The 16121-nt window shown below is 29.2% G+C and carries 18 protein-coding genes; 3 read left to right on the top strand and 15 right to left on the bottom strand.

All coding sequences use genetic code 11. The annotated features are described in order from the left end of the window. Window position 1: 1 nt before the first annotated feature. The 3 genes from L8V88_RS02365 to hemH are packed head-to-tail and all read left to right on the top strand — an operon-like array spanning window position 2 to window position 2837. Complete coding sequence (locus L8V88_RS02365) at window positions 2-1078, top strand: DegT/DnrJ/EryC1/StrS family aminotransferase (RefSeq protein WP_263726644.1); 1077 nt, start codon at window positions 2-4, stop codon at window positions 1076-1078. Continuing rightward, window positions 1075-1935: a Gfo/Idh/MocA family protein gene (locus tag L8V88_RS02360; protein ID WP_263726619.1), complete on the top strand. Its 861-nt coding sequence runs from the start codon at window positions 1075-1077 to the stop codon at window positions 1933-1935. The genes L8V88_RS02365 and L8V88_RS02360 overlap by 4 nt, the downstream gene beginning before the upstream one ends. After that, the gene (hemH, locus tag L8V88_RS02355; protein WP_263726617.1) at window positions 1935-2837 is read left to right on the top strand and encodes a ferrochelatase; all 903 of its coding nucleotides are present in this window, start codon (window positions 1935-1937) and stop codon (window positions 2835-2837) included. Before L8V88_RS02360 ends, hemH begins: the two co-directional genes overlap by 1 nt. Before the next feature lie 36 nt (window positions 2838-2873). Here the strand turns inward: hemH and L8V88_RS02350 are convergent, their stop codons facing one another. From L8V88_RS02350 to L8V88_RS02280, 15 genes are all read right to left on the bottom strand, one after another. Then, window positions 2874-4676: a peptidoglycan D,D-transpeptidase FtsI family protein gene (locus L8V88_RS02350; RefSeq protein ID WP_263726616.1), complete on the bottom strand. Its 1803-nt coding sequence runs from the start codon at window positions 4674-4676 to the stop codon at window positions 2874-2876. A gap of 3 nt (window positions 4677-4679) precedes the next feature. After that, the gene (gene fliE, locus L8V88_RS02345; RefSeq protein WP_263726614.1) at window positions 4680-4973 is read right to left on the bottom strand and encodes a flagellar hook-basal body complex protein FliE; all 294 of its coding nucleotides are present in this window, start codon (window positions 4971-4973) and stop codon (window positions 4680-4682) included. 3 nt (window positions 4974-4976) lie between these two features. Continuing rightward, the gene (gene flgC, locus L8V88_RS02340) at window positions 4977-5471 is read right to left on the bottom strand and encodes a flagellar basal body rod protein FlgC (protein WP_263726613.1); all 495 of its coding nucleotides are present in this window, start codon (window positions 5469-5471) and stop codon (window positions 4977-4979) included. A 10-nt stretch (window positions 5472-5481) separates the two neighbouring features. Beyond that, window positions 5482-5913, bottom strand: a complete 432-nt coding sequence (flgB, locus tag L8V88_RS02335) for a flagellar basal body rod protein FlgB (protein WP_039618716.1) — start codon at window positions 5911-5913, stop codon at window positions 5482-5484. Window positions 5914-6005: 92 nt separating this feature from the next. Next, window positions 6006-6647: a leucyl/phenylalanyl-tRNA--protein transferase gene (gene aat, locus L8V88_RS02330; RefSeq protein ID WP_263726611.1), complete on the bottom strand. Its 642-nt coding sequence runs from the start codon at window positions 6645-6647 to the stop codon at window positions 6006-6008. Then, a complete protein-coding gene (locus tag L8V88_RS02325; protein WP_263726610.1) occupies window positions 6622-8751 on the bottom strand; it encodes an AAA family ATPase in 2130 nt (709 codons plus the stop codon). The genes aat and L8V88_RS02325 overlap by 26 nt, the downstream gene beginning before the upstream one ends. Further along, a complete protein-coding gene (locus L8V88_RS02320) occupies window positions 8748-9041 on the bottom strand; it encodes an ATP-dependent Clp protease adaptor ClpS (RefSeq protein WP_087684979.1) in 294 nt (97 codons plus the stop codon). Before L8V88_RS02320 ends, L8V88_RS02325 begins: the two co-directional genes overlap by 4 nt. Beyond that, on the bottom strand, window positions 9025-9642 hold the full coding sequence (locus L8V88_RS02315; protein WP_263726609.1) for a thioredoxin domain-containing protein: 618 nt from the start codon (window positions 9640-9642) through the stop codon (window positions 9025-9027). The genes L8V88_RS02320 and L8V88_RS02315 overlap by 17 nt, the downstream gene beginning before the upstream one ends. A 12-nt stretch (window positions 9643-9654) precedes the next feature. Further along, on the bottom strand, window positions 9655-10110 hold the full coding sequence (smpB, locus tag L8V88_RS02310) for an SsrA-binding protein SmpB (protein ID WP_039668585.1): 456 nt from the start codon (window positions 10108-10110) through the stop codon (window positions 9655-9657). After that, the gene (locus L8V88_RS02305) at window positions 10110-10865 is read right to left on the bottom strand and encodes a 4-(cytidine 5'-diphospho)-2-C-methyl-D-erythritol kinase (protein WP_263726608.1); all 756 of its coding nucleotides are present in this window, start codon (window positions 10863-10865) and stop codon (window positions 10110-10112) included. Before L8V88_RS02305 ends, smpB begins: the two co-directional genes overlap by 1 nt. Beyond that, complete coding sequence (gene csrA / locus L8V88_RS02300; protein WP_012661763.1) at window positions 10862-11089, bottom strand: carbon storage regulator CsrA; 228 nt, start codon at window positions 11087-11089, stop codon at window positions 10862-10864. The genes L8V88_RS02305 and csrA overlap by 4 nt, the downstream gene beginning before the upstream one ends. Continuing rightward, entirely contained in the window at window positions 11083-11901 is an 819-nt protein-coding gene (gene truB, locus L8V88_RS02295) for a tRNA pseudouridine(55) synthase TruB (protein WP_263726606.1), read from the bottom strand. The genes csrA and truB overlap by 7 nt, the downstream gene beginning before the upstream one ends. Next, on the bottom strand, window positions 11898-13961 hold the full coding sequence (locus L8V88_RS02290) for an ATP-dependent helicase (protein WP_263726604.1): 2064 nt from the start codon (window positions 13959-13961) through the stop codon (window positions 11898-11900). The genes truB and L8V88_RS02290 overlap by 4 nt, the downstream gene beginning before the upstream one ends. Then, window positions 13958-14404 (bottom strand): hypothetical protein, encoded by a 447-nt coding sequence (locus tag L8V88_RS02285; RefSeq protein ID WP_133318700.1) that lies wholly within the window; start codon window positions 14402-14404, stop codon window positions 13958-13960. Before L8V88_RS02285 ends, L8V88_RS02290 begins: the two co-directional genes overlap by 4 nt. After that, complete coding sequence (locus tag L8V88_RS02280; protein ID WP_263726602.1) at window positions 14397-16118, bottom strand: M3 family oligoendopeptidase; 1722 nt, start codon at window positions 16116-16118, stop codon at window positions 14397-14399. The genes L8V88_RS02285 and L8V88_RS02280 overlap by 8 nt, the downstream gene beginning before the upstream one ends. Window positions 16119-16121: the final 3 nt, after the last annotated feature.

Raw genomic sequence — 16121 nt, 5'->3', positions numbered from 1 at the left:
AATTCCTTTTATAGACTTAAATGCTCAATATAATGCTTATAAAAATGAAATCGATGAGGCTATTAGTGAAGTTTTACAAAGCAGCTCTTTTATAGGTGGTGCAAAATTAGAAGAATTTGAAAATAATTTAGCTAAATATGTAGGTATTGAACACGCAATAGGTTGTTCAAGTGGCACAAGTGCGTTATTTTTAGCCTTGATGGCTTTGGGTGTGGGTAGAGATGATGAGGTAATAGTGCCAAGTTTTACCTTTATAGCTACGGCTGAAATGGTTGCACTAATCGGTGCTAAACCTGTTTTTGTAGATATTGATTTTAAAGATTATAATCTTAGTTTAGAAAAAGTTCAAAGTGCTATCACGCCTAAAACTAAGGCTGTAATTGCTGTGAGTATTTTTGGGCTTATGCCTGATATGTTTGCTCTAAAAGAGCTTTGTAAAAGTCAAAATATTGCTTTGATAGAAGATAGCGCGCAAAGTTTTGGAGCTAGTCAAAAGGGTATAAAATCATGTGCTATAGCTGATATATCTTGTACAAGCTTTTTTCCGTCTAAGCCTTTAGGTGCTTATGGAGATGGTGGGGCGATTTTTACCCAAGATGATGAATTAGCGCAAAAAATAAAAATTTATTTAAATCATGGACAAGTGCAAAGATATAAGCATAAATACATCGGTATTAATGGAAGGCTTGATACCATCCAAGCAGCTATTTTAAATGTGAAATTAAAATACTTAGATGAAGAGATTAAAAAAAGAGAAACAATAGCAAAAATTTATGATGAAAATTTAAAAAATTGTATTTTACCGCCAAGGAAAGATGGTTTTGTGAGTGCCTGGGCTCAATATAGCGTGCGTGTAAAAAATAGAGAAAATTTTATGCAAAAATTACAAGAGCAAGGCATACCTACCGCGGTGCATTATCCTTTAGGGCTTCATTTACAAGAAGCTTTTGATTATCTTGCTTATAAAAAAGGCGATTTACCAAATACAGAACTTTTAAGTGATGAAATTTTATCTTTGCCTATGAGTGCATTTTTAAAAGAAGAGCACCAAGCTAGAGTGATAGAGGCTTTTAAATGAAAATAGGGCTTATAGGCCTTGGTAAAATGGGTAAAAACCATTTAAGAGAACTTGAGCGTAATTTAAAAGTAAAAGAAATTCATCTTTATGATCCTTTTTGTAAAGATAAATTTAAACACTTTTTGCATAAAAATTTTGATGATTTTTTAAAGCAAAATCTTGATGGTGTTATCATTGCTACGCCTACTCATACGCATTTAGACATAGCTTTAAAAGTTTTTCCTAAAATAAAAAATGTTTTGATAGAAAAGCCTTTGGCGTTAAATGTTGATGAAATTTTAATCTTAGAGCAAAAAGCTAGAGAAAATAAAGTCAGGGTAGGGGTGGGCTTTTGTGAGAGATTTAATCCGGCTATTTTAACTTTAAAAGAAAAACTTTTAGAAGATGAGATTATAAGTATTAACATACAAAGAATTTCTCCTTATCCACAAAGAATAAATGATGTGGGTGTTTTAAGTGATCTTAGTGTGCATGATATTGACTTAGTTAGATTTTTAAGTCAAGAACAAATTTTAAAAGCAAATGTTTATAAAAGCTTTCATCATGATAAATTTGAAGATGAGGTAATGATAGGTTTAAAATTGGAAAATATTTTAGCAAATATCCATGATAGTTGGAATGGACAATGCATTATAAGAAAAATCACACTTTTAGGTAAAAAACATACTTATGAACTTGATCTTAAAAATTTTGAACTTTTTATTAATATGCAAAAAATTCCAAATTTATATAAAAATTCTCCTTTATATGCTGAACATGAAGACTTTTTTGAGCTTTTGCAAAATGGAGTTTGTGAAAATTTAGCTAGTATTGAAGATGCTTTGAGAGTGCAAGAAATTTTAGAAGGTGTTAAATAGTGAAATATGTATTTTTTTTAAATATGGGTGGGGTTAATAAGCTTGATGAATGTGAAGTTTTTTTAAAAAATATGTTTAATGATCCTTATATTTTAGGGATAAAAAATGTTTTTTTAAGAAAATTTGTAGCCTTTATGATAAGAAAATCAAGACTAAAAGCTATGAAGCAAAACTATGAAAAAATGGGTGGAAAATCCCCGCTTACCCAAATCACACAAAGTTTATGTGATAGATTAAATTCCAAAACTAGAGAATATAACTTTGATTTTATTAGTCTTTATGTGCCACCCTTTGCAAATGATGTTTTTTCAAAATATGATTTTCAAAAAAATGATGAAATCATTTTATTTCCTTTATATCCTCATCATTCTAAAACCACTGTAACTAGTTCTTTAGAAGTGGTGCAAAATGAGCTAAGAAATATCCAAAATCAAGCTAATGTAAAAATCATTGATGTTTTTTATAAAGATGAACTTTATAATGAAATGATTATAAAGCATATTTTAGAAAAAAAGAAAGAATGTGATTATAAAACTTTGATTTTTTCTGCCCATTCTCTACCGCTTTCGGTGATTAAAAAAGGCGATTTGTATGAAAAACATGTGCAAGAGCATGTGGGTATCTTGAAAGAAAAACTTAAAAATGAATTTGATCAAATCATTTTATCATATCAATCAAAACTAGGTCCAGTAAAATGGCTTGAACCAAATACAAGTAATATTTTAGCAAATTTAGATCAAAAAGCTTTGATTTATCCTATATCTTTTTGTATAGATTGTTCTGAAACGATTTTTGAACTTGGAGTTGAGTATAGACACTTAGCAAAAAGTGATTATAAGCTTATTGCTTGCCCTAATGATAGTGATGAGTTTATAGAGTTTATTTTAAATTGTTTAGTTTAGAGTCAAATAAAACTCTAAATTTTGAGTTAGTTTGGATTAATTTTTTACCGCTTTACTTTCTATAGGCTTTAAATAACTTTCTTTTATCATAAGATTTACTGTATCTTTAAACATAGGTAAAGCACTTTGTGCAGCATAATAACTATAAGCCTTGGTAGGATTTCTTACCAAAACTCCTATGGTATAATTGTTTTTCTCATCATTTGCAAAGCCAAAAAATGAAGCGTTGTAGCGATTTGAAGTATAGCCTTTTCTTTCAGCAATCCTAGCTGTACCTGTTTTACCACCTATGATAATGCCTTGAGTTTGTGCTTTTTTACCTGTTCCTTTTTCTATAACATTGATTAAAATTTGTTGCATTTCTTTGGCAGCTTTACTTGAGAGAATTTTTTCTTTTTTAACTTCATCATCAAGTTTTATTAAACGCCCATCTTGATAAATTTTATTTGCAATTTGTGGTGTGATATAAATTCCATCATTGTTAAATACATTATAAGCAGCTAGAAGTTGCATAAAAGTTGTTTTTAAGCCATAACCATAACTTAATACAGATTTTTCTACTTCTCTTAATCTTTTTGGATTTGGTATTTCTCCTTTTTGTTCATAAGGAAGATCAATACCACTTCTTTCTCCAAAACGAAAAATTCTAAGTCCTGAGATGATTTCAAGATTGCTTAATCTTTGGGCGATTTTAATCATACCGACATTTGAAGAGTAGGTGATAACTTCTTCCATACTCATTTTATCTTTTTTATGATCATCGCGTATAGTAAAACGACCAAGCTTGTATTGACCACCTTGGGTATTGATGATTTCATTGACTTTGATTTTATCTAGCATTAAAGCAGTGGTAAATATAAAAGGCTTTATAACAGAACCTGCTTCATAGCCATATTCTATCGCACTTGCATTAAGCACAGATAGATCTTTTCCACGATTTTGCGGATCGTATCTTCTTGAGCTAGCAAGGGCTAAAATTTTCCCACTTTTACTTTCCATAATTGCAACTATAATTTCATTAGCTTTTAGATCTTCATTTCTTTTATCAATAGCCTTTTCTAGGCCCTTTTGAAGTTTTAGTGAAATATTTAAGTATAAATTGCATCCATCTATTTTACGCTTTTCATAAGAGTGTAAATTTAAGATAATATTACCACCTATATCTCTTAAACCTTGGATTTTTGCATTTTGCAAAGGATTTAAACATTCATTGTAATATTTTTCTAAGCCTTTTATACCAACATTTTTGAAAATTTCACTTTTTTCATCCATATAAGTTCTCGTGTAGCCTATAATTGGGGTAAGTGAGTCTTTTGGCATATACACACGATCTTCTTTGTGTTCTATGATATCAAGCCCTCTTGTTTCAACTCTGCCATTGTTGTTTGTAAAAGACTTAAAAAAACCTTGAGTATAAAGCTTTTTAGCTAATTCTTTTAAATAGCTTGCATCTTTTGAATTAATATCTTGGAGTAAAATAAAATTATAACTTCTTCTTTTTTTTGCAAGCATTCTTTTTTTGATATCTTGCATTTGCTCATCGCTTGCGCCACTATAAATTTGAAAAAGTGTTAAAAATAATTCTTTTTTATCAGGATTTAAACTTCTTAGATCAATCTCTGCTCTATAAATTTGCCTACTAGAAGTTACTGTAAAATTATCACTTGTGATGATATTACCTCTAAGAGCGGAAAAATATTGTTCTTTTTGAGTATTTGGTATATGGCGTTTTGAGGTTAGAAAAAAAGTAGAAAGTAAAAACAAGGCCATAAAAAACAGAGCCATACAAAAAGCAAAAGCTACCTTTGAAACTCTATTTTTAATGGTGTTTGAAAGCATATATTAAATTTGAGTTCTTGAAATTTCTTTATATGCGTTTATAGCCTTATTTCTAACCTCAAGCATAAATTTCATACTTGATTCAGCTTTGCTAATCGCAATTGCTGCTTGGTGTAAGTCTTTTACTTCACCTGTTGCGATATCTACCATAGCAGCTTCAGCTGTTTCTTGAGTTTTATTAAGGTTGTTTATAGAATTTTTTAATAAGCTTGAAAATTCATCACCTATATTATTTGTGCTGTTATTATTTTTATTGTTAACATTGTTAAATTGATTTATACCATTAATAGTGTTCATTTATTAACCTCTTAGTAAATCTATCGCACTTTGTGCTATAGTTTTAGTGCTTGTAAAAGCGCTTACATTTGCTTGGTAAGCTCTTGTTGCCTCTATTAAATCGGCCATTTCAATGACAGGGTTTATATTTGGAAAAGCAACATAACCTTGTTCATTCGCATCTGGATGAGATGGATCAAATTTCATACGAAAATCTTTATCATCTCTTACAACCTTATCAACTACTACGCTCATTATAGCAGGTTTTGCATCTTTTTGTGAAGCAGGATCATTTAAAGGATTTTCATAATCTAAAAAATTATTATCTTTAGCGATTTGTTTATTTAGTAATTCATTAAAATCAGTCGCTTTAAAAATCACTTCTCTTCTTCTATACGGACCACCTTCTGCTGTTCTAGTAGTGTTTGCATTAGCTATATTTGAGCTAATTACATTCATTCTAAAGCGTTGAGCGCTAAGTCCGTATCCGCTAATATCAAAATCACTTAAATAAGCCATTATTTTTCTCCTAGCCTAATTTAGAGCTTGTGTCTATGATGGTTGAAAAAATATTACTTTGTCTTCTTAAAACACCATCTAAAGCAGTAATCATCATAGTATTTTTACTCATTTCAGTAGTTTCTACATCAAGATCTACTGTATTTGCGTCATTTCTTGCCAAATGTCCATCTCTTAAATAAATGGTTGATTTATTAGGATCTGGAAATTTCCAAGGTTTTTGATGATTTGCATTTGTACTTGCTAATTCAAGCTCTTTGGTATCTTTCTTTTTAAAAATTTCATTTGCTCTATTAACTAAAGCAGTTTCAAATTCTATATCTCTTGCTTTATAAAAAGGAGTATCAACATTTGCAAGGTTAGAATTAATCATTTGACTTCTTAGATTTCTTCCTGCTAAAGCATCAACAATAAGTTCTTTTGATTTAAAAGGGCTTATCATAATTTTTCCTTTAAAATAAAGCTTTTATAGACTAAAAGCAAAAATCATTCCAAAATATTTATGCAATTTTGTTTATCTATAAGTATATCTTTTTATAGTAAATTTTTGAAATTTTTAAAGCCACTTTCAAGCGAAACTTTTTTTTCTAGTGTTTTTAAAAAATCTTTTTTTGTCATTTCTTTAGCGCCCATAAATTTTAAATGCTCGTTAGGCACTTGACAATCTATTAAAAAATCATATGGTTTTAAAAGCTCACAAAGTCTTATTAGGGCTACTTTTGATGCATCTTTTTTAAGGCTTATCATGCTTTCACCAAAAAATATTTTGCCTATGATAAGTCCATATAAACCGCCGATTAAAACATCATTTTCATAAACTTCAACACTATGAGCTAAATTTTGCTCAAAAAGCTTTATATAAACTTGTATAAATTCTTGACTTATCCAAGTTTTTTTTCTTTTTGCGCAATGACTTATAAGCGAGTTAAAATCAAAATCAAGTCTTATTTCATAAGTTTTTAAAGCTTTTTTTATGCTTTTTTGTATACGCACTTCATCAGGTAAAAGCACCATTCTAGGAGAAGGACACCACCAAGTAACAGGATTGCTAGTCCATGGAAAAAGCCCTAGACGATAAGCATGAGGTATAAAATCTACCTCTAGCTTTTCGCTAATAAAAACAGGCGCATCATCAGGGCTTTTTAAAAGTTTAGAATACAAATTCGATTTTTTCATTTTTGGAAAGTTTGAGTTTTAATTTACCACCATTTTTTAATTTTCCAAACAAAATCTCATCGCTTAATCTCTCTCCTAATTCTTCAGCAATAATGCGTTTTAATAATCTGACTCCAAATTCTTTGTTATTGGTTTTTTTAGCAAGAAATTCTTTTACTTTTTTATCAGCTTCTATGGTGATATTATTTAAATTTTTCGCCATTAAATCTAGCTCTTTTTGAACGATTTGTTCTAAAATTTCTTGATCTAAGTCATTAAAATGAATGATTTTATCAATACGGTTGATAAATTCAGGCGCAAAAAAATCTTTTATGGCTTTATTACTTTTTTCTTTATCGCTGCTTAAAAAACCAAGCTCATTACTTTCTTTTAAGCCTAAATTTGAAGTCATAATGATAATAGTATTTTTAAAATCAGCTTTTAATCCACTATTATCTGTCAAGCTTGCATTATCAAAAATTTGTAAAAAAGTATTAGTTAAATCAGGATGAGCCTTTTCTATCTCATCAAATAAAATCACACTAAAAGGATTTTTTCTAATACTATTACTAAGCAAGCCACCATCTTCATAGCCCACATAACCTGCTGAAGTTCCTATGAGTTTGCTCACATCGTGTTTTTGTGAATATTCACTCATGTCAAATCTTTCAAGATTAAGGTTTAAAATTTGTGCTAAATTTTTGGCAAGTTCGGTTTTGCCAACCCCGCTTGAACCGGTAAATAAAAACACACCTTTTGGGGTATTTTTGCCTTTTAACCCCGCATAGCTTTGTTTTAAAATAGAACACAAAGCTTTAATAGCTTCATCTTGTCCAAAAATGTTTTGTTTTAAATCATGTTCTAAGTTCTTAAGAATTTTACCTTGATCACTTTCATAAATTTTATGAGAATGTGTCATTCTTGCTAAAGTATTTTCCAAGTCTTTTATTTTTACTATTTTTTTACTTTTTTTATCTTCTAAAGCAAAGCTTGCACCAAGCTCATCGATTAAATCAATCGCGCTATCGGGTAAAAATTTATCATGTAAAAATTGTTTTGCTAGTTTTATACTTGTTTGTAAAATTTCATCACTGATTTTGATTTTATGAAAATTTTCGTATTTACTTTTTAAGCCTTGTAAGATCAAAAAACATTCTTCTTCGCTTGACTCATCTATATCAATTTTTGCAAATCTTCTACTAAGAGCTTTGTTTTTATCGAAGGTATTTTTGTATTCTATAAAAGTAGTTGCTCCTATGCATTTAATGTTGCCATTACTTAGTGCAGGTTTTAATAAATTTGACATATCTGCATGGCTTTCATTGCTTGCGCCAGTTCCTACTATGGTGTGAATTTCATCTATAAATAAAATAGCATTAGGGATATTTTCTAATTCTTTAATGATATCTTTTAATCTTTTTTCAAAATCACCTCTGTATTTTGTCCCTGAAAGCAAGCTTGCCATATCAAGACTATAAATTTTTGAGTTTTTTAAATGTTTTGGCACTTTTTCTTCAGCTATAGCTAGCGCTAGTCCATCTATAATGGCACTTTTACCAACACCTGGCTCGCCAACTAAAATAGGATTATTTTTCTTGCGACGGCTTAGAATTTGCATCATTCTTTCAAGTTCAAATTTCCTACCTATAACAGGATCTATTTTGCCTTTTTTTGCAAGTTCAACTAGCTCTATGGTATGGGTTTTTAAATTTTCAAATTCAGCATTTTGTAACAATTCTTTTATTTTTTCTTCTTCTATTAGGTGTTTTTTTAAAATATTATAAGAATAAGCTTTTTCTTCTTTGCAAAGTGCGATGATAAAATCAATCACACTTGTTTGATTTTTTGCATTTAGCTTATGTAGTATATTTTCCAAGATTACAGAAAAAATAGGTTCTATTTCTTTTTTTAAAATTTCGTTATTTTTAGCTAAGTAGTTTTTTAACTCATTTTCAAAGCCTTGTAAATCACCATCCCCGATTTCTTCAAGTAGATTTTTAAAATCATTGCTAAGCTTAACTAAAGCAAAAAGCAAATGTTCGCAAGTGATAAATTCATGATGATTGATAAAGCTTAAATGTCTTGCATTTGGTATAAATGAGTCAATTAATTCTTTATATTTCATTGTTCTTCTATCCTTGTTTGGAGTGGAAAATCATTGTTTTTTGCTGCCGTGTCAACTTGCTGTTTTTTACTTAGTGCAATCTCTTCTGTATATATACCACAAACTCCACTTCCTTGATGATGAATTTCAAGCATGATCGCACTTGCTTTTTCAAAATCATGATGAAAAATATTCATTAAAATTTCAATTACAAAATCCATAGTGGTGACATCATCATTTAAAAGCAAAACCTTAAACATTTTAGGTTCTGCTAGTTTTTGTTGTTCTAAAATTTCACTTTTTAGACTCATTTAATATCCTAGTAATATCTTCTTGCATAATCTCAGTAGAAACTTTTCCAAGATAATATTTCACATAACTTTTTGAGTTTTTATTCCAAAAGTCTGTTAAATCTTGATAAATACCATCTTTTAAAACTACTTTAAAAGGAAGTTGCTCCATGCTTTGGTAATTAATATCTTTTAAGGCTTGTGCAACAATTCTATCATTTTCTTTAGAATTGCTTAAAAAATAATATGCTCCGTATTTGATAGCAAAATCTTTCACAGCTTGATCACTTACATTTTCAAAATGACTAAGCCCTATGATGATAAAATTATCGGTATTTTTTTGCCATAAGCTTGTTAGATGGGTAGCTTCTTCTTGGCAAGGTGTGCAAAAGGTTCCAAAAAAATCAAACATTAAAATTTTATTCTCTTCGCCCTTTACCACAAAACCATTTTGTGTTCTTACTAAGGTTTTTTCACCACCATTGACACTTTTTAAAAGAATTTCATCGCCCATTTTATACTCAGCAAATGCAAATTCATTTTCGATTTTTTCTTCACTTGAGCAAGCACTTATTAAAAATGCAAAAGCAAATGTAAAAAATAAATAAGCAAATTTTTTCATCAAAATCCTTTTTTAATAATGATTTTTCATAGCAGCTCTTGCTTCAAGATCTGCTTGTTTTTTCTTTAAACTTTCTCTTTTATCGTGTAAGTTTTTTCCTTTAGCTAAGGCTATTAAGACCTTTGCTTTATTTTTTTCATTAAAATAAAGTTCTAATGGCACTATAGTAAAGCCTTGAGTACTAATTTTACCAAAAAGCCTATCGATTTGCTTTTTATGCATTAAAAGTTTTCGTGCGCCTTTTTCATCATGCTTATAAAAAGAATGTGTAGTACTAAGATGAGAAATATGAGCATTAAGTAAGAAAATTTCACCTTTGATAATACGCACAAAAGAATCTTTTAAATTTGCTCTACTAGCTCTTAATGCTACCACCTCAGAACCTTTTAAAACAATACCTGCTTCAAATTTTTCCAAAATTTCATAATCAAAAAAAGCTTTTTTGTTTTTTACTATAGTCTTTTTCATTATTTAGCCTTAAAAACTCCACTTCCACTTCCACTTAAAAAATAAGCCTCATCAAGAAAAGTTTGCATTTTAGGATAAATTTTTACACAAGGAGCAAATAAGTCGTTTAAATCAGTATTTTTATGCTCTAAAATTTCACTTGTTTTAAGTGTTTTAAGTGTTTTGGCTAAATTTAAATTCGCTGTTAAATCATATGAGCTTTCATCAAATGCTTTATATACTTTTGCGCTTGAGCATTCAATAGCAGGAAAAGTAAAATCAAGTTGGTTAAAATCATCTTCAAAATATTCTACAATCTCGCCACACCCGCTAACATTTGCACTATCATATCCACTTAAAAAAAAGGTTAAATCAGAGCCGAGTTTTTGGCAGATTTGTTCAAGTTGTTGTTGGTTAAGTTTTAAATTTAAAGCTTCGTTGATCATTAATAAAAATGCAACCGCATCAGTGCTACTTCCTCCAAGACCTCCACCTATGGGAATGTTTTTGGTAAGCTTTAAACTTTTGTCTTTAAAAAATTCATTTAATTCATTAGAAAATCCTAAATTTTCTAATTCTTTATAAGCTTTGTGTATGATGGTATCTTGAGTAAAATTTCCAGTGATTTCAAACCCTTCTTTGGTTTTTTCATCACTAAAACTTAACTCATCAAAAATATCTTTTAGTAAAACAAAGCGTGATTGCAATAAATGATATGATCTTGAGTCAATTCCTATGATTTTTAAAAAAATATTAGCTTTTGCGTAAGCTTTCATTTTTTAAGCTTTTTACTCAGATCATCAAGTTTTATCGTTTCATCGCTAATTGCATGTAAATTTTCACTTTTTACTTGCTCGATAAGCTCTTTACGTAGTATCATTAAAGACTTTGGAGCTTCGATGCCTATTTTAGCATAGCCTTTGCCTGTTTGAACTACTTTGATTTCTATATCATCTCCGATTTTTATACTTTCATTTTCTTTTCTTGATAAAATTAACATTTTAATACCTTATTTAAATAATATTGCACTTGATTATCTTGGATAGAAATGATAGAAAAAAAATCTTTTTCTTCTAAAATATAGCTACCTTCTTCTTGAATTTCCAAATCGTCCAAAAATATTTTTTGTCCATTGTGTAATTTTTGAGGGTATTTTATCGTATTTTTTCTAAGATTTAAATAAGCTAAAGGATTTAACTCTTTTTCATTTTCATAAAAAAACCTTCCTTCACTTAAACGCTCTAATGAGCTTAGCGTGGCTTTGATACCAAGTTTTCTAGCAAATAATTCACAATAAGAGCGTATATAAGAACCCTCACTAACTGCTATTTCTATAGTTAAAAAGGGGTGGTTATAGTGTAAAATTTTAGTATAAAAAACATCCATAACACAAGGCTTTAAATTGACTTCAAAACCTCTTTTTGCAAGCTCATAAGAGCGTACTCCATCTATTTTTTTTGCACAATATGCGGGTGGGGTGTAGGTGATTTTACCTAAAAGTTCATTTTTAATTTGTTCTAAAATTTGCTCATCAAAAGCATTTATAAGATTGATTTCTTTGATGTTTTGATTATCAAGGCTTAGTGAATACACGCCTAGCCAAAGCGTTGCTTTGTAAACTTTTGGATTTTTATCAAAAAAGCGAAAAAGTTTTGTGTATTGATCAAAGGCTATGAGTAAAACACCTTTTGCAAAAGGATCAAGTGTTCCTGAAAATCCTGCTTTTTTATTTTTATATTTTTTCTTAAGTTTGCCTAAAAAAGCATTAGAACTCATTCCACTTGGTTTGTAAGCTACAAAAAGTTTATTCATATCACTTTTTCCACAAAACTTGACATTATCATTCTTTCTATGCCTCCAAAATTAATCGTGAGTTTTTCTTCAGCTCCTATTTTACTTACCCCAGTGACTCTGCCTATGCCAAAAATTTTATGTTTGATTAAATCGCCTTTTTTGTAGCAATTTTTTTGATGATCTAGTGTTAATTCTTTTTTGATTACATTGCTCTCGCCAAAAAATCTACTTTTTTCTAATCTTGTGCGACTTCCTTTATAAAATCTAGAATTAGCATAACTTAAATAAAGTTTTTTCTTGGCTCTAGTGATTGCTACATAAGCAAGTCTTCTTTCTTCTTCTATATTGCTTGATTCGCTAGTGAGTGGGAAAAACCCTTCTTCTAAGCCTATGATAAAAACATAATCAAATTCAAGTCCTTTACTTGCATGAATACTCATAATACAAATACTTTCTTTATCAAGTCCATCTTGCTCATTGAGTAAAGAAATTTCATTTAAAATATCATCTAAGCCATTATAATTTCCATGAGTGATTTTATCTTTTAAATTAGCATAAAGTTCATCTATGTTTAAAAGTTTATCTTCACCCTCTGGATTATCTTTGTAAAATTCTTTGATTTTAAATTCTTCTTCTAAGGCTAAAATCATTGCAAGTAAATCATCTTTTTCTTTGATTTTGTGTATGCTTAGTATGAATTTTTCTAATTCTTTGTCTGTTTTTTTGCTAAAAAATCCACTTCCTTGCAAAGCACATAGGCTTTCAAATAAAGACAAATGATTTTCTTTGGCATAATTTTCTAGCTTTTCTAAACTTGCATTACCAAAATTTCTTTTAGGGCGGTTGATAATGCGTTTAAAAGAATAATCATCATTTAAATTTGAAAGTAATCTTAAATAAGAAATAATATCTTTAATCTCAGCTCTTTCATAAAAACGAATTCCACTTAGCAATTTAAAAGGAATTTTTTCTTTGCTAAAAGCTTCTTCAAGAGCACGAGATAGGGCATTTACTCTATAAAGTATGGCTATTTCACTAGGATTAATCCCTGAGTTTAAAAGTTTTGAAACTTCTCTTGCAACCTTAAAGCTTTCAATTTTCTCATCATCATTTTGTAAAATTGTGATTTCTTCGCCCTCATCTTTGGTGCAAATTAAAGTTTTTCCTAGTCTTTTTCTATTATGTTCTATAAGCTCATTCGCAGCTTGCAAAATAGCGCTAGTTGAGCGATAATTTTGCTCTAATTTGACTAATTTTACATTGTTAAATTGTTCTTTGAAATTTAAGATATTTTCTATTTTAGCCCCGCGCCAACCATAAATACTTTGATCATCATCACCCACCACACAAATATTTTCATGAGACGTGCAAAGTTTTTTTAGAATTTGATATTGTAAGGCATTAGTATCTTGATACTCATCTACTGTTATATAAGTATATTTTTGACTTTGCTCTTTTGCAAATTGTTCATCTTCTAAAATTTTATTAGTTAGCATGAGTAAATCATCAAAATCCATGAAATTATTTTGGATTAAAAAATGTTCATATTGTTCATATAAATGAATGATTTCTTCATAATTTTTGTTTTTTTCATCTTTTAAAAATTCTAATTCTTTGCGTATTTCTTGGGCGCTTTTGCTTTGATTTTTAAAATTTGAAATATAAGCACCTATACTTGCTAAAGAGCTTTGTAAATTTTCGCTAGCTAAATCTTTTAGTATTTTCTTTTTATCATCTGTATCAATAATGACAAAATTATTTGCCCTATTAATTCTTTCGCTATAAAGTCTTAAAAATAACAAGCCAAATTTATGAAAAGTACATAAAAGGGGATTGTGTAAATTTTGATCTTGTAAAAGTGCTAAGGCTCTTGTTTTCATTACATTAGCAGCTTTATTTGTAAAGGTTAGCGTAAGGGTATTTTGCGCAGGAATACCTACATGATCGATTAAATAGGCAAGTCTAGTGGTAATGGTTTTAGTCTTTCCGCTACCTGCGCCTGCTAGTATTAGCATAGCTCCATCAATATGTATGATAGCTTCTTTTTGGCTATCATTTAAACCTTCAAAAAAACTCATTTTTTAAATAAATCTTTATTGTTAGGATTATTTAAAAAAGCATTCATGGATTTTTCTTTTAATTTTTGATCATTTTGCTTTTTGAAATAGTTTGAAAAATTAACAAAAATGATATTATCTTCAACTTGAATTTGAGTAATTGCACCTAAATCCACTTTTACAAAGGTTGCAAAATCATCAGGCCCAAAACCTGCGTGAAATTCTATATGTTCATTTGTTAAAACTATGGATTTAAAAGTATAGCCACCAAGTGCGAAAAGACAATAAGGATTTTTACTCACTACATCTAATTCTGGTGGCAAAGGAGGTTCGAGTGTAACAAATTTAGTATTTACAATGATATTAAATTCAATATCTTCTTGGATTAAAATTTGCAAACATTCATAAATGCTTTTTTGCATTAAAGTTATAAAATTTTTATTATTTAAAATTTTATCAATCATTGCTTAGCCTTAAAAATTCATCTACTAGTATTCTAACTTGCTCTAAGCCTATATTCCAAAACTCATCACTTTCTATATCAAAGCCAAACATAGCTACAAGTTCTTTTGGACTTTTACTTCCCCCACTACTTAAAAACTCAATATAAATTGAAGTAAAATCAGGACATTTACCACTTTTATATAGACCATAAAGCGCTAAAACTAAAAGTTGTGCATAAGCATAAGCATAGCAGTAAAATGGAGAGTGTATAAAATGTGGTATATAAGAATACCAAAGGCTATAATTTTTGGTTAAAACTACGCTATCTTGAAACATTTTTCTTGATTCTTCAAGCCAAATTTCACTTAGTTCTTGCGTGCTTAGTTCTTCTTTTTTAGCATGAAACCTGCGTTCAAAAGTAGTAAAATTAATTTGTCTATAAAGAGTAGCAAAAATATCTTCGATTTTTGCTGCATATAAAGATAAAAGCTCTTCTTTGTCTAAATTTTCTTTAATATAATCAAAAATCAACATTTCTGCAAACACTGAAGCAGTTTCTGCTGTAGTTAGTGGTGTATCTTGATTTAAAAAACTTACTTTATAAGAAAGTTTTTGATGTATAGTGTGGCCTAGCTCATGTGCTAGAGTGAAAAGATCGCGTCTTTGGTTGGTATAGTTTAAAAGTATGAAAGGATGGCTTAGTGGCGTGCTTGAGTGAGAAAAAGCACCGCTTTGTTTAAATTCTTTAGGATAAACATCGATCCAATTATTCTCAAAAGCTTCTTTTGCTATCATATAAAAATCTTTAGAAAATTTTTCAAAGGCTTTTAAAACTATATCCTTTCCCTGATCAAAATCAACTTGCATTTCCTTTCCAATAGGCGCATAACGATCATAATCTTTTAGCTTTTTATATCCTAGAATTTTTTTCTTTGTATTGTAAAATTTAGAAACAATATCAAAGCTATTCTCACTAGCGCTAATAAGCGCATCAACACTTTTTTTAGAAATTTGATTTCTTATATGTCTTGGGGTTTCAGGATTTTCATAGAATCTTAACTCACAAATACTAGCAAGTTCGCTTTTAATCATATTGAAAATATATACTAAAAGTTTGTTTTGTTTTTTTAAGGTTTTACTAAAGCATTTTGAAGCTTTTTTTCTAATGCTTCTATCTTTATCATAAAGCTTGCTTAGAATTTCTTCCTCGCTTAGTTTTTGCCCTTCAAAATTAAATTTTAAAGCACTAAAGGTTTCATCAAATAATCTTGCAAATGCATTTGAACCCGTACTTGATAGAGCCAAGATAATTCTTTCTTCTTTTTTAGAAAGATTGTGTTTTTTGTGTTTGATAAGATTATTTAAATAAAACTCATAATCTTTGCAAAATATGATGAAAGTTTTGCTTTTTTCTTCTTTTAACTCGCAAAATTCAAGTTCAAAAAATAAAAGATTTTCTTCTATTTTTTTACTTAAATTTTCATATTTTGCATAAAAAGCACCTTTTGTGGTATTTTGTGCAAAATTTAAATACACATAGGTTAGTATGTGGGAAAGCTTTAAGATTAATTCTTCGTAATTTTTTAAAGCTTGCAAGAATTGCTCATTGTCTAAACTATGAAGATTATTTTCATATTGTTTTTTAAATTCACAAGCATCATCTTGGATTTTTTGTAAAAAAAGATTTAATTCTTGCTCATCTTTAAATAATGTACTTAAGTTCCAATTTTGCATGAT

This window comes from Campylobacter sp. IFREMER_LSEM_CL2101 (genome assembly GCF_025771825.1).
GTDB lineage: Bacteria > Campylobacterota > Campylobacteria > Campylobacterales > Campylobacteraceae > Campylobacter_D > Campylobacter_D lari_C.
The sequence above is the reverse complement of the archived record's forward strand: the minus strand, read 5'-3'. Positions and strand labels throughout refer to the sequence as shown.

Excerpts from the sequence above, each read along its gene's own strand:
- csrA (WP_012661763.1), bottom strand. The coding sequence starts at position 11,089 with ATGTTAATTTTATCAAGAAAAGAAAATGAAAGTATAAAAATCGGAGAT.
- L8V88_RS02280 (WP_263726602.1), bottom strand. The coding sequence starts at position 16,118 with ATGCAAAATTGGAACTTAAGTACATTATTTAAAGATGAGCAAGAATTA.
- fliE (WP_263726614.1), bottom strand. The coding sequence starts at position 4,973 with ATGAACACTATTAATGGTATAAATCAATTTAACAATGTTAACAATAAA.
- L8V88_RS02350 (WP_263726616.1), bottom strand. The coding sequence starts at position 4,676 with ATGCTTTCAAACACCATTAAAAATAGAGTTTCAAAGGTAGCTTTTGCT.
- L8V88_RS02320 (WP_087684979.1), bottom strand. The coding sequence starts at position 9,041 with ATGAGTCTAAAAAGTGAAATTTTAGAACAACAAAAACTAGCAGAACCT.
- L8V88_RS02290 (WP_263726604.1), bottom strand. The coding sequence starts at position 13,961 with ATGAGTTTTTTTGAAGGTTTAAATGATAGCCAAAAAGAAGCTATCATA.
- smpB (WP_039668585.1), bottom strand. The coding sequence starts at position 10,110 with ATGAAAAAGACTATAGTAAAAAACAAAAAAGCTTTTTTTGATTATGAA.
- flgB (WP_039618716.1), bottom strand. The coding sequence starts at position 5,913 with ATGATAAGCCCTTTTAAATCAAAAGAACTTATTGTTGATGCTTTAGCA.
- flgC (WP_263726613.1), bottom strand. The coding sequence starts at position 5,471 with ATGGCTTATTTAAGTGATTTTGATATTAGCGGATACGGACTTAGCGCT.
- L8V88_RS02325 (WP_263726610.1), bottom strand. The coding sequence starts at position 8,751 with ATGAAATATAAAGAATTAATTGACTCATTTATACCAAATGCAAGACAT.
- truB (WP_263726606.1), bottom strand. The coding sequence starts at position 11,901 with ATGAATAAACTTTTTGTAGCTTACAAACCAAGTGGAATGAGTTCTAAT.
- aat (WP_263726611.1), bottom strand. The coding sequence starts at position 6,647 with ATGAAAAAATCGAATTTGTATTCTAAACTTTTAAAAAGCCCTGATGAT.
- L8V88_RS02285 (WP_133318700.1), bottom strand. The coding sequence starts at position 14,404 with ATGATTGATAAAATTTTAAATAATAAAAATTTTATAACTTTAATGCAA.
- L8V88_RS02360 (WP_263726619.1), top strand. The coding sequence starts at position 1,075 with ATGAAAATAGGGCTTATAGGCCTTGGTAAAATGGGTAAAAACCATTTA.
- L8V88_RS02315 (WP_263726609.1), bottom strand. The coding sequence starts at position 9,642 with ATGAAAAAATTTGCTTATTTATTTTTTACATTTGCTTTTGCATTTTTA.
- L8V88_RS02305 (WP_263726608.1), bottom strand. The coding sequence starts at position 10,865 with ATGAAAGCTTACGCAAAAGCTAATATTTTTTTAAAAATCATAGGAATT.